This window comes from Synechococcus sp. CBW1107 (genome assembly GCF_015841355.1).
In the GTDB taxonomy this organism is placed as follows: domain Bacteria; phylum Cyanobacteriota; class Cyanobacteriia; order PCC-6307; family Cyanobiaceae; genus Regnicoccus_A.
In genome coordinates, this window is the sequence record NZ_CP064908.1 from 2308850 (window position 1) to 2323997 (window position 15148).

A 15148-nucleotide genomic window follows, 5' to 3' on the forward strand; every position below is an offset into this window, starting at 1 on the left:
CTTAGTGTGAAGACCACCATCCGTGGTCTCTTCTGTTGCGAGCCCTTCAAGAGCGGGGCCCGATCTGTCAGACGGATTCAGGGGCGGTGTCCACAGGCGCTCATCCGCTCAGGGTTCTGCAGCTCAGTGATCCCCATCTGCTCCGTCAGGGGCGGGGCCGCTACAGGGGACGCACCCCTCTGGCTCAGCTGCGCCATGGCCTCGAGCAGGCCCTGGCCGCCCTTGGGGATGCCCCGGACCTGCTGCTGATCAGCGGTGATCTCTGTCAGGACGAGAGCTGGGGAGGCTATGTGCAGCTCCGAGAGCTGCTTACCGCTTCCGGGCTGCCCCTGGCGCTGCTGCCGGGAAATCACGATCACCCCGCCCTGCTGCAGGCGGCCCTTGGGCGCCATGCCGTGCTGGCGCCCGCTGAACTGCGGCTGGGCCCCTGGCGTCTGCTGCTGCTCTCCAGTCACCGCAGCGGGGACATGGGCGGCTGGCTCGGCTCCCGCCAACGGGACTGGCTGCGGCAGCGTCTGCGGCAGGAGTGCTCCCCCGCCCTGGTGGTGGTTCATCACCCGCCCTTGCCGATCGGCGATCCAGGCTTCGATTCCATCCGTCTGCGCGATGGCGCCGAGCTGGCCGGGATCCTCCTGGCGACGTCCTCCGCCCGGCTGCTGCTCTGCGGCCATGTCCATCAGCACTGGCAGGGACTTCTGGGCGGGCAGGACCGGCAGGGCATTCCCGTCCTGGCCTGTCCTTCCACGCTCTGCAGCTTCGGGGCGGTTCAGCCCTGCCCGATGGGCCGGCCGGAGGACCCGGGCGGCCGTCTGCTGGAGCTGTATGACGACGGTCGCTGGAGCCAGCGGCTGCTGCGCTGGTCGCCCTGGCCGGAGCCAGCGGCTACCGGTTGTGCGACCTAACCTCGGCTCCATGTGCAGTCCCGCTCACGCCCGCTCCGTCGTCGGTTCGATACTGGCTCCGCGCAGCTTCTGGCCTGGCCATCGCCGCTGGCTGGCTCTGCTGCTGGTGATCGGACTGATCCTGGGGCTGCCCTCCCAGGCCCAGGCCCTGGCCCTCGCCCCTGAACTGTCCACTGATGTCGTTCCGGCCAGCGCTTCGCCACCGGCTGCTGCTCGGACCCACAATTTCGTTGCCGAGGCGGCCCGCCGGGCCAGCCCGTCGGTGGTGCGCATCGACACTGAGCGGGACGTGCCTCGCCAGGCATTCGATCCGGCTCTGCTGGATCCTCTGCTGCGCGATCTCTTCGGTGACCCGGCGGGCAGCAGCCGTGAGCGCGGCCAGGGATCCGGTGTGGTGATCGACGCCGGGCTGGTGCTCACCAATGCCCATGTGGTCGAGAGGGTCGATCAGGTGGTGATCACCCTTGCCGATGGTCGCCAGCTCGATGGCACCGTGGTGGGCGCCGACCCTGTCACCGATCTGGCGGTGGTGCGCCTCGAGGATTCCCCCCGCGACCTCAAGGCAGCTCCCCTGGGCAATTCCGAAGCCCTGGAGGTCGGCGACTGGGCCATCGCCCTCGGAAGCCCCTATGGCCTGGAGCGCACGGTCACGCTCGGCATCATCAGCAGCCTGCACCGCAACATCAACAGCCTCGGCTTCGCCGACAAGCGGCTCGATCTGATCCAGACCGATGCGGCCATCAACCCCGGCAATTCCGGGGGGCCGCTGATCAATGCGGCCGGTGAAGTGATCGGCATCAACACCCTGGTGCGCTCCGGTCCCGGCGCCGGCCTCGGCTTCGCCATTCCGATCAATCTGGCCCGGGGTGTCGCCGATCAGCTGCGTACAGGCGCCGATGTGGTCCATCCCTATCTCGGCCTGCAGCTGGTGCCGCTCACGGCTCGCCGTGCCCGCGAGAACAACCGCGATCCTGAGGCGGTGCTGCAGTTGCCCGAGCGTGACGGCGCCCTGGTGCAGCGGGTGCTCCAGGGCAGCCCGGCGGAATCCGCCGGGCTCAGGCGTGGGGATCTGGTGGTGGCGGCGGCCGATCAACCCGTGGCCGATCCCGCTGCCCTGCTCCAGCGGGTCGAGGCCTCCCGTGTCGGCGAGGCCCTGCCCCTGAAGGTGGTGCGTGGCAACCGGGAGCTGCAGCTTTCGATCCGGCCCGCCGCCCTGCCGCGGGCGTCCTGAATCGCCCTGCACCAGCTGGGTTGTCCAGGAGTTGAAGCATCCGCTTGCTACGGTCTCACCCCCTGGTTCCACCCCCATGGCCGAGCTGCAGGACCGGATGAAGCTGGCTGTCGCCACGGCCGCCGTCGATCAGATCCGGGACGGCATGGTGCTCGGCCTGGGCTCCGGCTCCACCGCCGCCCTGATGATCCAGGAACTCGGCGCACGCCTGCAGCGGGGTCAACTCTCCGGCATCACCGGGGTGACCACCTCGTTCCAGGGAGAGGTGCTCGCCGCTGAGCTGGGCATCCCCCTGCAGAGCCTCAATGCCGTGTCCCGCATCGACCTGGCGATCGATGGCGCCGATGAGGTCGACCCCGCCTTCCAGCTGATCAAGGGAGGTGGGGCCTGCCACGTGCAGGAAAAGCTGGTGGCCCGCAGGGCCGACCGCTTCGTGGTGGTGGTGGATTCCAGCAAACTGGTGGAGCGCCTCAACCTGGGGTTCCTCCTGCCGGTCGAAGTTCTGCCCGGGGCCTGGCGCCAGGTGAAGGCGGAGCTCGAGGCCATGGGCGCCACCGGTGACCTGCGCATGGCCGTGAGGAAGGCAGGTCCGGTGGTCACCGACCAGGGGAACCTGGTGCTCGATCTCAGCTTCGCCGGCGGCATCGCCGATCCAGCGGCCCTGGAGCAGGCGATCAACAACCTGCCGGGCGTGCTGGAGAACGGGCTGTTCGTGGGTCTCACCGACCAGGTCCTCGTGGGCGAGATCGTTGACGGGGATCCCCGGGTGCGGGATCTCGAGCGGGCCAGCCCATCAGCCTGAGGGGTTCAGTCGAGCCGGCGGCGCACGGAATCGGCGTGGCTGTGCAACCCCTCGCTCTCGGCCAGGGTGATCACCGCTGGACCGGTGGCCTCGAGGGCCTGGCGGTTGAAGGCGATCAGGCTGGTGTGACGCATGAACGTTTCCACACTGAGGGCACCGGAGAACCGGGCGGTGCCGGAGGTGGGGAGGGTGTGGTTCGGACCGGCCAGGTAGTCGCCCACCGCCTCGGGGCTCCAGGCGCCGATGAAGATCGCGCCGGCGTTCTCGATCCTCCCGGCCAGGGGTTCGGGCCTCTCCACCAGCAGCTCCAGGTGCTCGGGCGCGAAGTGGTCGCTCAACCGGGCCGCGTCTTCCAGGGAAGGGCAGAGCACGATCAGCCCCCAGTCCTCCAGGGCTGCACGGCAGAGATCCGCCCGGGGGTGGTGGCGCAGCTGCTGTTCCAGGGCCTTGGGCACAGCCGCCGCCAGGGCGGCGCTGGTGGTGAGCAGGATGGCCGCCGCCAGGGGGTCGTGCTCGGCCTGGGCGAGCAGATCGGCCGCCACGTGATCAGGATCCGCGCTCTGGTCGGCAATCACCAGCACCTCGCTGGGACCCGCCAGGGAATCGATGGCCACCTGGCCGTAGACGGCTTTCTTGGCCAGGGTCACGTAGAGGTTGCCCGGGCCGCTGATCACATCCACCCGGGGGATCGATTCTGTGCCGTAGGCCAGGGCGGCGATGGCCTGAGCCCCACCGACCCGGTAGACCTCCTCGACCCCGGCCAGGTGGGCGGCGGCCAGGACCGTGGGGTCGGGTCGTCCCTGCGGACCCGGGGGCGTCACCATCACCACTCGCTTGACCCCGGCCACCCGGGCTGGAACGGCATTCATCAGCACGGTGCTGGGATAGGAGGCCCGTCCGCCGGGCACATAGAGCCCTGCCCTGGCCACCGGACGCCAGCGGCGCCCCAGGCGCTCGCCGTGCACACCCGTCACTTCCAGGTCGCCGGGCTTCTGACGCTGATGGAAATCGAGGATGCGCCGGTGGGCCAGCTCCAGGGCGCTGCGCAGGTCGGAGGGGCAGGCCTTCCAGGCGCTGGCCAGCTCCTCGCGGGGAATGCGAAGGGGATCCGGCCGGAAGCCGTCGAAGCGTTCGCTCAGCTCCAGCAGGGCGCCATCGCCGTCTCGTTTCACCTGCTCGAGGATGGCTTCCACACTGGCGGCCGCCTCCTGGCTGGCACCGCCACTGGTGCGGCCGGCGATGTGCGCGAGCCTGGCCGCAGCTGCATCGAGATCGTCCAGGCTGTCGAGGGCCAGGGCTGGTGCGGGGTCGCTCAGGGTGTTCGGCACGGGCAAAGGCGCTGGCGGAGGGCGGCGCAGCTGGGTCAGTTTCGCAGGCTAGAGCTGGCTCTCTGGCGGGCGGGCCCGTGAGGGTAAGATCGACAACTGCTGAATCAGCGCTGAACCCGCCTGTGGCCAATAACAAGTCTTCGAAGAAGCGCATCCTGATTGCCGAGCGCAACTGGTTGCAGAACCGCACCTACAAGTCGGCGGTGCGCACGCTGATGAAGCGCTGCTTCACGGCTGTGAGCGTCTACAGCCAGGAGCCCGGCGAGGACAACAAGACGGCCGTTCAGGCCAGCCTCAACGCCGCCTTCAGCAAGATCGACAAGGCCGTCAAGCGCGGTGTGATCCATCGCAACACCGGCGCCAATCAGAAATCGCGGCTCAGCACCGCCGTCAAGCAGGCGATCGAGCCCGTTGCCGGCAACGCCTGAGCGGCTCGCCGTCCCCATGACCGTCAGCACCATGCCTGCCGTGGCCACCGCGCTTCCGGCGCTGGTTGACTCCCACTGCCACGTGGTGTTCAGCACCTTTGAGGCCGACCTGGAGGAGGTGGCTCAGCGCTGGCGGGAAGCCGGAGTGGTGTCCCTGCTGCATGCCTGCGTGGAGCCATCCCAGATCGCTCCGATCCGGGCCCTGGCCGATCGTTTTCCGGAACTGCGCTACTCGGTGGGGGTTCACCCCCTCGACACCGAGCACTGGGGCCCCAGCACCCAGGCTGTGCTGCGCCAGGCCGCCCTCGACGACCCGAGGGTGGTGGCCATAGGTGAACTGGGTCTGGATCTCTTCCGGGATTCCAACCTCGACAGTCAGCTGCAGGTTCTTGGCCCCCAGCTCGATCTGGCCGTGGAGCTGGATCTGCCGGTCATCATTCATTGCCGCGATGCCGCTGCTCCCATGCTTGATGAGCTGCGTCAGCGGCAGGCCGAGGGACGTTGCCCCAGGGGAGTCATGCACTGCTGGGGCGGCACCCCGGAGGAGATGGCGTCGTTCCTTGAGCTGGGTCTGTACATCAGCTTCAGCGGAACGGTCACCTTCCCCAAGGCCTTCGACACCCATCTCTGTGCCCAACAGGTTCCGGCCGATCGCTACCTGGTGGAAACCGACTGCCCGTTCCTGGCACCGGTTCCCCGCCGTGGCAAGCGCAATGAACCCGCCTACGTGGCCGCCGTGGCCAGCCGTGTGGCGGAGCTCAGAGGCGAGGCCCTCGAGCAGGTGGCGGCGGACTCAACCGCGAATGCCTTACGCCTGTTTGCCCTCCCCAGACCATCCGAGCCTCATAGTGTATGATGTTTTATTGGCCTGGTAGCGTGAGCGCACCATTGTCGAGGTCGGCAGCTCCGATTCGAGATTCATCAGCGTGAACACGGCAGGGTTCTCCCCTCACCCGGGGAGGGCCCTGCCGTGCCTTTGGTTGTCCTTGCGGCAGTCCAATGCGTCAGGCGTGTTCCCGTCGGCGCAGCCCATCCACCTTTTCACCCGTTCCTGCAGGTCCCCGCATGAGCAGCGCGATTCAGGTCGCCAAGACCGTCACTTACCTGCCCGATCTGGTCGAGGTGCAGCGGGCGAGTTTCAAGTGGTTCCTGGAGAAGGGTCTGATCGAGGAGCTCGACAGCTTCTCTCCGATCACTGACTACACCGGCAAGCTTGAGCTCCATTTCGTCGGCACGGAGTACCGCCTGAAGCGGCCCCGCCACGACGTCGAGGAAGCGAAGCGCCGCGATGCCACCTTCGCTTCGCAGATGTATGTCACCTGCCGGCTGGTCAACAAGGAAACCGGTGAGATCAAGGAGCAGGAGGTCTTCATCGGCGAGCTGCCGCTGATGACCGAGCGCGGCACCTTCATCATCAACGGCGCCGAGCGGGTGATCGTCAACCAGATCGTGCGCAGCCCAGGCGTCTACTTCAAGGACGAGCAGGACAAGAACGGCCGCAAGACCTTCAACGCCAGCCTGATCCCCAACCGGGGTGCCTGGCTGAAGTTTGAAACCGACAAGAACGATCTGCTCCACGTCCGTGTCGACAAGACGCGCAAGATCAATGCCCACGTGCTGATGCGGGCGATCGGCCTCTCCGACAACGACGTGCTCGACAAGCTCCGGCACCCGGAGTACTACAAGAAGTCGATCGAAGCGGCCAACGACGAAGGCATCTCCTCGGAAGACCAGGCCCTGCTCGAGCTGTACAAGAAGCTGCGTCCCGGTGAGCCCCCCTCCGTGAGTGGCGGTCAGCAGCTGCTGCACAGCCGCTTCTTCGATCCCAAGCGCTATGACCTCGGCCGTGTGGGCCGTTACAAGATCAACAAGAAGCTGCGTCTTACCATTCCTGATGCGGTGCGCACCCTCACCGCTGAGGACGTGCTCTCCACGATCGATTACCTGATCAACCTCGAGCTCGATGTGGGCGGGGCTTCTCTCGACGACATCGATCACCTCGGCAACCGTCGGGTGCGCTCCGTCGGGGAACTGCTCCAGAACCAGGTGCGGGTGGGCCTCAACAGGCTGGAGCGGATCATCAAGGAGCGCATGACGGTAGGTGAGACCGAATCGCTCACCCCCGCGCAGCTGGTCAATCCCAAGCCCCTGGTGGCGGCGATCAAGGAGTTCTTCGGCTCCAGCCAGCTCAGTCAGTTCATGGACCAGACCAATCCCCTGGCGGAGCTGACCCACAAGCGGCGCATCAGTGCCCTCGGTCCAGGCGGCCTCACCCGTGAGCGGGCAGGTTTCGCCGTACGGGACATTCACCCGTCCCACTATGGCCGCATCTGCCCGATCGAGACTCCTGAGGGTCCCAATGCCGGTCTGATCGGTTCGCTGGCCACCCACGCCCGCGTCAATGAATACGGCTTCATCGAAACGCCCTTCTGGAAGGTGGAGAACGGTTTCGTCCACAAGCAGGGCGATCCGATCTATCTCTCCGCCGACCTCGAAGATGAGTGCCGCGTCGCCCCAGGTGATGTGGCCACCGATGCCGATGGCCGCATCCTCGCTGAGCTGATCCCCGTCCGCTATCGCCAGGACTTCGAGAAAGTGCCACCCGAGCAGGTGGATTACGTGCAGCTTTCCCCGGTGCAGGTGATCTCGGTGGCCACCTCGCTGATTCCCTTCCTTGAGCACGATGACGCCAACCGCGCCCTGATGGGCTCGAACATGCAGCGTCAGGCCGTTCCCCTGCTGCGGCCCGAGCGCCCCCTGGTGGGCACGGGCCTGGAAACCCAGGTGGCCCGCGACTCGGGCATGGTGCCGATCACCCGGGTGAACGGCACCGTCACCTTTGTGGATGCCACGGCGATTGTGATCCGCGACGAGCAGGGCACCGATCACATCCATCACCTGCAGAAGTATCAGCGCTCCAACCAGGACACCTGCCTCAACCAGCGGCCGATCGTCAGCCAGGGTGACCAGGTGATCGCCGGCCAGGTGCTGGCCAATGGTTCCGCCTGTGAGGGTGGCGAGATCGCTCTGGGTCAGAACGTGCTGATCGCCTACATGCCCTGGGAGGGTTACAACTACGAAGACGCGATCCTCGTCAGTGAGCGACTCGTTCAGGACGATCTCTATACCTCGGTGCACATCGAGAAGTATGAGATCGAGGCCCGTCAGACCAAGCTCGGGCCCGAGGAGATCACCCGTGAGATCCCGAATGTGGCTGAAGAAAGCCTGGGTAACCTCGATGAGATGGGGATCATCCGCATTGGCGCATACGTCGAATCCGGTGACATCCTGGTCGGTAAGGTCACACCCAAGGGCGAATCGGATCAGCCGCCGGAAGAGAAGCTGCTGCGGGCGATCTTCGGTGAGAAGGCCCGCGATGTGCGCGACAACTCCCTGCGGGTGCCCAGCACCGAACGTGGCCGGGTGGTGGACGTCCGCATCTACACCAGAGAGCAGGGGGATGAGCTGCCGCCGGGGGCGAACATGGTGGTGCGGGTCTATGTGGCCCAGCGGCGCAAGATCCAGGTGGGCGACAAGATGGCCGGCCGCCATGGCAACAAGGGCATCATCAGCCGCATCCTCCCCCGCGAGGACATGCCCTACCTGCCCGATGGCTCTCCGATCGACATCGTCCTCAATCCCCTGGGGGTTCCCTCCCGGATGAATGTGGGTCAGGTGTTCGAGTGCCTGATGGGCTGGGCGGCCTCGCACCTGAACTGCCGGGTCAAGGTGGTGCCGTTCGACGAGATGCACGGCAACGAAACCTCCAAGAACACCGTGCAGAAGTATCTGGAGGAGGCGGCCAGCGAGCCTGGCAAGGAGTGGGTCTACGACCCTGAGAACCCAGGCAAGATCCAGCTGATCGATGGCCGCACCGGCGAACCCTTTGATCAGCCGGTCACTGTGGGTTATGCCCACATCCTCAAGCTCGTCCACCTGGTTGACGACAAGATCCACGCCCGCTCCACCGGTCCCTACTCCCTGGTCACTCAGCAGCCCCTGGGCGGCAAGGCCCAGCAGGGCGGCCAGAGACTCGGGGAGATGGAGGTCTGGGCCCTCGAGGCCTATGGCGCGGCCTACACCCTGCAGGAACTGCTCACCGTCAAGTCCGACGACATGCAGGGCCGCAACGAGGCCCTCAACGCCATCGTCAAGGGCAAGCCGATTCCCCGTCCCGGCACCCCGGAATCCTTCAAGGTGCTGATGCGCGAATTGCAGTCGCTCGGTCTGGATATCGCCGTCTACACCGATGAGGGGGTCGAGGTTGATCTGATGCAGGACGTCAATCCCCGCCGCAGCACCCCCAACCGGCCCACTTATGAATCCCTCGGCGTCGCTGATTATGACGACGATTGAATCAACGCCCTGAGCTTCACCGTTTCACTCGACGTCCGCGCGCCCTTCGGCCATGACCAACAGCAACTCCCGCACCGAGAACCACTTCGACTACGTCAAGATCACTCTGGCTTCGCCGGAGCGGATCATGCAGTGGGGTCAGCGCACCCTGCCCAATGGTCAGGTGGTCGGTGAGGTGACCAAGCCCGAAACGATCAACTACCGCACGCTCAAGCCCGAGATGGATGGGCTCTTCTGCGAGAAGATCTTCGGCCCCTCCAAAGACTGGGAATGCCATTGCGGTAAGTACAAGCGGGTGCGTCACCGTGGGATCGTCTGCGAGCGCTGCGGCGTTGAGGTCACCGAGAGCCGGGTGCGACGTCACCGCATGGGCTTCATCAAGCTGGCGGCTCCGGTCTCCCACGTCTGGTACCTGAAGGGGATTCCCAGCTATGTGGCGATCCTGCTGGACATGCCCCTGAGGGATGTCGAGCAGATCGTCTACTTCAACTGCTACGTGGTGCTCGAGCCGGGCGATCACAAGGACCTCACCTACAAGCAGCTTCTCACCGAAGATGAGTGGCTGGAGATCGAGGATCAGATCTATGCCGAAGATTCCGAGATCGAGAATGAGCCCGAGGTGGGCATCGGTGCCGAGGCCCTCAAGCGCCTGCTCGAAGACCTCAACCTCACCGAGATTGCCGAGCAGCTGCGCGAGGACATCGCCGGCAGCAAGGGTCAGAAGCGGGCGAAGCTGATCAAGCGGCTGCGCGTGATCGACAATTTCATCGCCACCGATGCCCGCCCCGACTGGATGGTGCTTGATGCCATCCCAGTGATCCCCCCCGACCTGCGCCCGATGGTGCAGCTCGATGGCGGTCGCTTCGCCACCAGCGATCTCAACGATCTCTATCGCCGGGTGATCAACCGCAACAACCGCCTGGCGCGGCTGCAGGAGATTCTCGCGCCCGAGATCATCGTCCGCAACGAAAAGCGGATGCTGCAGGAGGCTGTGGATGCTCTGATCGACAACGGCCGCCGCGGCCGGACCGTCGTGGGTGCCAACAACCGGCCGCTCAAGTCACTCAGCGACATCATCGAGGGCAAGCAGGGCCGCTTCCGCCAGAACCTGCTGGGCAAGCGGGTCGACTACTCCGGTCGTTCCGTGATCGTGGTGGGTCCCAAGCTCAAGATGCACCAGTGCGGCCTGCCCAAGGAAATGGCGATCGAGCTGTTCCAGCCGTTCGTCATTCACAGGTTGATCCGGCAGAACATCGTCAACAACATCAAGGCGGCCAAGAAGCTGATTCAGCGGGCTGATGATGAGGTGATGCAGGTGCTGCAGGAAGTGATCGAAGGTCACCCGATCATGCTCAACCGGGCCCCGACCCTGCACCGGCTCGGCATTCAGGCGTTCGAGCCGAAGCTGGTGGATGGACGCGCCATTCAGCTGCACCCCCTCGTCTGCCCCGCTTTCAACGCCGACTTCGACGGTGACCAGATGGCCGTGCATGTGCCCCTGGCCATCGAGGCTCAGACCGAGGCGCGCATGCTGATGCTGGCGAGCAACAACATTCTTTCGCCGGCCACCGGTGAGCCGATCATCACCCCGTCCCAGGACATGGTGCTCGGCATCTACTACCTCACCGCGGTGGATCGCAAGGAGGTCATGCCCAGCTTCGGTGACCGCAGCCGCACCTTCGCTGGTCTCAACGACGTGATCAATGCGTTCGAGGAACGGCATCTCGATCTGCACCAGTGGGTCTGGGTCCGCTTCAAGGGCGAGGTCGATGACGAGGATGAGGCAGAGACCCCCGTGCATGAAGAGACGCTCAGCGATGGCACCCGCATCGAGCAGTGGAAGTACCGCCGCGACCGCTTCGACGAAGACGGTGCACTGATCACCCGTTACCTGCTCACGACCGTGGGCCGGGTGGTGATGAACAGAACGATCATCGACGCGGTGGCCGCCACCTGAGCTGACCTGCTGCAGCACGTCGTCCCCTTCACCTGATTACACCAGGTTTTCCTCTTCGGTCTTCTCTTTCGCTCGCCGCCATGACCACCACCCCCTCCAAGCCCAACTCCCAGGACCGCCGCGCTCCCCTGAGCAAGGAACCGCCGCGTTTCCGCAACCGGGAGATCGACAAGAAGGCCCTGCGCAATCTCGTGGCCTGGGCGTACAAGCACCACGGCACAGCGGCCACGGCCTCCATGGCCGACGACCTCAAGGATCTGGGCTTCCACTACGCCACCCAGGCCGCGGTCTCGATCTCTGTCGAAGACCTGCGCATTCCCTTCGAGAAGGCCCGTCTGCTGGAAGAGGCCGAGCAGCAGATCACCGATACCGAAGAGCGCTACCGGCTGGGGGAGATCACCGAGGTGGAGCGGCACACCAAGGTGATCGACACCTGGACCGAAACCAATGAGCGGCTGGTGGAGGAGGTCAAGAAGAACTTCAACGAGAACGACCCGCTCAACTCCGTCTGGATGATGGCCAACTCCGGCGCCAGGGGCAACATGTCCCAGGTGCGCCAGCTGGTGGGCATGCGCGGCCTGATGGCCAACCCCCAGGGGGAGATCATCGACCTGCCGATCCGCACCAACTTCCGTGAGGGTCTCACTGTCACGGAATACGTGATCTCCTCCTATGGCGCCCGCAAGGGTCTGGTGGACACGGCCCTGCGCACCGCCGACTCCGGCTACCTCACCCGCCGGCTGGTGGACGTGGCTCAGGATGTGATCGTGCGTGAGGACGACTGCGGCACCACCCGAGGCATCCCCATCCATGCCGATGAGAAGGGCCGGTTCTTCGCCAAGCTCGTGGGCCGTCTGGCGGGTGAGCCCGTGCACGGCTCCGACGGATCCCTGCTCGTCGAACGCGACGGCGAGATCGACAACGAGCTCTCCCGGCGGATCGAGGCCGCTGGCGTCAAGACCGTCGTGGTCCGCTCCCCCCTCACCTGCGAAGCCGCCCGCTCGGTCTGCCGCAAGTGCTACGGCTGGGCCCTGGCACACAACCAGCTGGTGGATCTGGGCGAAGCGGTGGGCATCATCGCGGCCCAGTCGATCGGTGAGCCCGGAACCCAGCTGACGATGCGCACCTTCCACACCGGTGGTGTGTCCACGGCCGAAACCGGCGTGGTGCGCTCCTCGGTGGCAGGAACCGTGGAGTTCGGCCCCAGGGCCCGGGTGCGCTCCCACCGCACGTCTCACGGGGTTGAGGCGCAGCTCTCGGAAACCGATTTCACCCTTTCGGTGAAGCCCAGCGGCAAGGGCAAGATCCAGCGGCTCGACATCACCTCAGGTTCCGTTCTCTTCGTCGCCGATGGTGATGAGGTGCCGTCCGACATGGTGCTGGCGCAGATCTCCGCTGGCGCCGCGGTCAAGAAGAGCGTGGAGAAGGCCACCAAGGATGTGATCTGCGATCTGGCGGGTCAGGTGCGCTACGAGGATGTGATTCAACCCCGCGAGTCGACCGACCGCCAGGGCAACATCACCCTCAAGGCCCAGCGACTCGGGCGTCTCTGGGTCCTGGCGGGCGACGTGTACAACCTGCCCCCCAATGCCCAGCCCGTGGTCCGAGGCAATACCGCGGTCACCACTGGTGAGGTGCTGGCCGAGAGCCGTCTGGTGAGCGAACACGGCGGTGCGGTGCGTTTGCGCGATTCCACCGGTGATTCCCGCGAAGTCCAGATCGTCACCGCCAGCCTGACCCTCAAGGACTGCAAGCTTGTGGGTGAATCCACCCATTCCGGTGAGATCTGGCACCTGGAGGGCAAGGACAACATCCGCTATCTGCTCAAGACCCAACCGGGAAGCAAGATCGGCAGCGGTGAGGTGATCGCCGAGCTGGCCGACGACCGCTTCCGCACCCAGACCGGCGGTCTGATCAAGTACGCCCCCGGTCTCTCGATCAAGAAGGCACGCTCCGCCAAGAACGGCTACGAGGTGTCCAAGGGCGGAACCGTTCTCTGGATTCCCCAGGAGACTCACGAGATCAACAAGGACATCTCCCTGTTGATGATCGAGGACGGCCAGTGGATCGAGGCCGGTACCGAGGTGGTCAAGGACATCTTCAGCCAGACGGCCGGGATCGTCACCGTGACCCAGAAGAACGACATCCTGCGCGAGATCATCGTGCGTTCGGGAACGTTGCACCTCGTCAGCGACGCCAAGATCCATGCCCGCTACAGCGACGAAGGTCGCCTGCACAATCCCGGTGAGGAGATCGCCCCTGGCCTGGTTCCCGAGGCGATGGTGTTCGTCGAGGCTGTCGACACTCCTGAGGGTGGTGCCCTGCTGCTGCGGCCGGTGGAGGAATACCCCATCCCCGACCAGGCCCACCTTCCCGAGCTGGCCAGCGTCAAGCAGAACGGTGGCCCTTCCCTGGGCCTCAAGGCCACCCAGCGGCTCACCTTCAAGGACGGTGAACTGATCAAGTCCGTGGATGGTGTCGAGCTGCTGCGCACCCAGCTGATCCTCGACACCTTCGACACCACTCCCCAGATGACGGTGGATGTGGAGGCTGTCCCCGACAAGCGCGCCAAGACGATCGAGCGCCTGCAGCTGGTGATCCTCGAAACCCTGCTGGTCCGCCGTGACACCCTCTCCGATGCCAGTCACGGCTCCACCCACACCGAGCTGCAGGTGGAGGACGGCACCAGCGTCAAGAGCGGCGATGTGGTGGCCACCACCCAGATCCTCTGCAAGGAAGACGGCGTGGTGCAACTGCCCGATCCGGTGGAAGGGGAACCGGTGCGTCGCCTGATCGTCGAGCGTGAGGGCGACACCCGCGGGATCGACATCGGCAGCGCCGAGCTGGCCGTGAGCGTGGGTCAGCGCCTGGTGGATGGTGAGCCCCTCGCCAGCGGGATCGAGGCTCCCTGCTGCGGTCAGGTGGAAGCCATCGACGGCAGCCTGATCACCATCCGACTGGGCCGTCCGTACATGGTCTCGCCGGATTCGGTGCTGCACGTGCGCGACGGCGAACTCGTGCAACGGGGGGATGCCCTGGCGCTGCTGGTGTTCGAGCGGCAGAAGACCGGGGACATCGTCCAGGGTCTGCCCCGGATCGAGGAACTGCTCGAAGCACGCCGTCCGCGGGAATCCGCCGTGCTCTGCCGCAAGCCCGGCACCGTCACGATCAAGCTGGGTGAAGACGACGACTCGGTCACCGTCTCCGTGATCGAGCACGACGATGTCAGCACCGATTACCCGATCCTGCTCGGGCGCAACGTGATGGTGAACGACGGCCAGCAGGTCACGGCCGGTGAAATGCTCACCGACGGTCCGATCAATCCCCACGAACTGCTGGAGTGCTACTTCGAGGACCTGCGGGACCGCAAGCCCTCGATGGAGGCGGCCCAGGAAGCCATCTCCAAGCTGCAGTTCCGCATGGTGCAGGAGGTGCAGAACGTCTACAAATCCCAGGGGGTCACCATCGATGACAAGCACATCGAGGTGATCGTGCGCCAGATGACCAGCAAGGTGCGCATCGAGGATGCCGGTGACACCACCCTGCTGCCCGGTGAGCTGATCGAGCTCCGCCAGGTGGAGCAGGTGAACCAGGCAATGGCCATCACCGGTGGCGCCCCCGCCGAGTTCACGCCGGTGTTGCTGGGCATCACCAAGGCCTCGCTCAACACCGACAGCTTCATCTCCGCCGCCAGCTTCCAGGAGACCACCCGGGTGCTCACCGAAGCGGCGATCGAGGGCAAGAGCGACTGGCTGCGCGGTCTCAAGGAGAACGTGATCATCGGCCGCCTGATCCCCGCCGGCACCGGCTTCGGTGGCTTCGAGGAGGAACTGCGTGCAGAAGCCGGTCCCCACCCCGACATCCTCGACGAGGAGGCCGGCAGCTACCGGCGCGTGGCCAATCTCCGCCCGGACTACACGGTGGAGATGCCCGCCGCGGCCCCGGTCACCAAGGCGGTGCTGGAGGATCCTTCCGAGGACGAGCTCGATGCGGTTCGCAGCAAGCGGGGCATCGAGGCGGCCGCCAGTTCCTTCGCGGCCTTTGCCAGGCCCACCCAGGAGGAAGGTCTGGAGGAAGAGCTCATCCCCGATCCCGCGGCCGTTGAGGGCCTGCAGGAAGAGGGTCTACTCACAGAGGACTGATT

Annotated in this window: 9 protein-coding genes; 8 read left to right on the forward strand and 1 reads right to left on the reverse strand. The window is 65.5% G+C overall.

From position 1 onward, the window contains the following. Positions 1–86 precede the first annotated feature (86 nt). From I1E95_RS12060 to rpiA, 3 genes are all read left to right on the forward strand, one after another. Positions 87–902, forward strand: coding sequence for a metallophosphoesterase (locus tag I1E95_RS12060; RefSeq protein ID WP_197162572.1), 816 nt, complete (start codon positions 87–89; stop codon positions 900–902). A gap of 10 nt (positions 903–912) precedes the next feature. After that, a complete protein-coding gene (locus tag I1E95_RS12065; RefSeq protein WP_197162574.1) occupies positions 913–2133 on the forward strand; it encodes a trypsin-like peptidase domain-containing protein in 1221 nt (406 codons plus the stop codon). 76 nt (positions 2134–2209) lie between these two features. Beyond that, on the forward strand, positions 2210–2935 hold the full coding sequence (rpiA, locus tag I1E95_RS12070) for a ribose-5-phosphate isomerase RpiA (protein ID WP_197162575.1): 726 nt from the start codon (positions 2210–2212) through the stop codon (positions 2933–2935). A gap of 5 nt (positions 2936–2940) precedes the next feature. Here rpiA and hisD read toward each other — a convergent pair whose 3' ends face one another. After that, positions 2941–4263 (reverse strand): histidinol dehydrogenase, encoded by a 1323-nt coding sequence (gene hisD, locus I1E95_RS12075; RefSeq protein ID WP_231594610.1) that lies wholly within the window; start codon positions 4261–4263, stop codon positions 2941–2943. 122 nt (positions 4264–4385) lie between these two features. Between hisD and rpsT the strand changes: the two genes are divergently transcribed. The 5 genes from rpsT to I1E95_RS12100 all read left to right on the forward strand — a co-directional run bounded on the left by rpsT (position 4386) and on the right by I1E95_RS12100 (position 15146). Next, positions 4386–4691, forward strand: a complete 306-nt coding sequence (gene rpsT / locus I1E95_RS12080) for a 30S ribosomal protein S20 (protein ID WP_197162577.1) — start codon at positions 4386–4388, stop codon at positions 4689–4691. 16 nt (positions 4692–4707) lie between these two features. Beyond that, complete coding sequence (locus tag I1E95_RS12085) at positions 4708–5547, forward strand: TatD family hydrolase (protein WP_197162579.1); 840 nt, start codon at positions 4708–4710, stop codon at positions 5545–5547. Positions 5548–5756: 209 nt separating this feature from the next. Continuing rightward, positions 5757–9047, forward strand: a complete 3291-nt coding sequence (gene rpoB, locus I1E95_RS12090) for a DNA-directed RNA polymerase subunit beta (protein WP_197162581.1) — start codon at positions 5757–5759, stop codon at positions 9045–9047. 52 nt (positions 9048–9099) lie between these two features. Continuing rightward, positions 9100–11004 (forward strand): DNA-directed RNA polymerase subunit gamma, encoded by a 1905-nt coding sequence (locus I1E95_RS12095; protein ID WP_197162583.1) that lies wholly within the window; start codon positions 9100–9102, stop codon positions 11002–11004. 80 nt (positions 11005–11084) lie between these two features. After that, positions 11085–15146 (forward strand): DNA-directed RNA polymerase subunit beta', encoded by a 4062-nt coding sequence (locus tag I1E95_RS12100; protein ID WP_197162585.1) that lies wholly within the window; start codon positions 11085–11087, stop codon positions 15144–15146. Positions 15147–15148 lie beyond the last annotated feature (2 nt).

What these genes read in the sequence shown, in the direction of transcription:
- rpoB (WP_197162581.1), top strand. Translation starts at nt 5,757, where the DNA reads ATGAGCAGCGCGATTCAGGTCGCCAAGACCGTCACTTACCTGCCCGAT.
- I1E95_RS12085 (WP_197162579.1), top strand. Translation starts at nt 4,708, where the DNA reads ATGACCGTCAGCACCATGCCTGCCGTGGCCACCGCGCTTCCGGCGCTG.
- I1E95_RS12095 (WP_197162583.1), top strand. Translation starts at nt 9,100, where the DNA reads ATGACCAACAGCAACTCCCGCACCGAGAACCACTTCGACTACGTCAAG.
- I1E95_RS12065 (WP_197162574.1), top strand. Translation starts at nt 913, where the DNA reads ATGTGCAGTCCCGCTCACGCCCGCTCCGTCGTCGGTTCGATACTGGCT.
- rpiA (WP_197162575.1), top strand. Translation starts at nt 2,210, where the DNA reads ATGGCCGAGCTGCAGGACCGGATGAAGCTGGCTGTCGCCACGGCCGCC.
- I1E95_RS12100 (WP_197162585.1), top strand. Translation starts at nt 11,085, where the DNA reads ATGACCACCACCCCCTCCAAGCCCAACTCCCAGGACCGCCGCGCTCCC.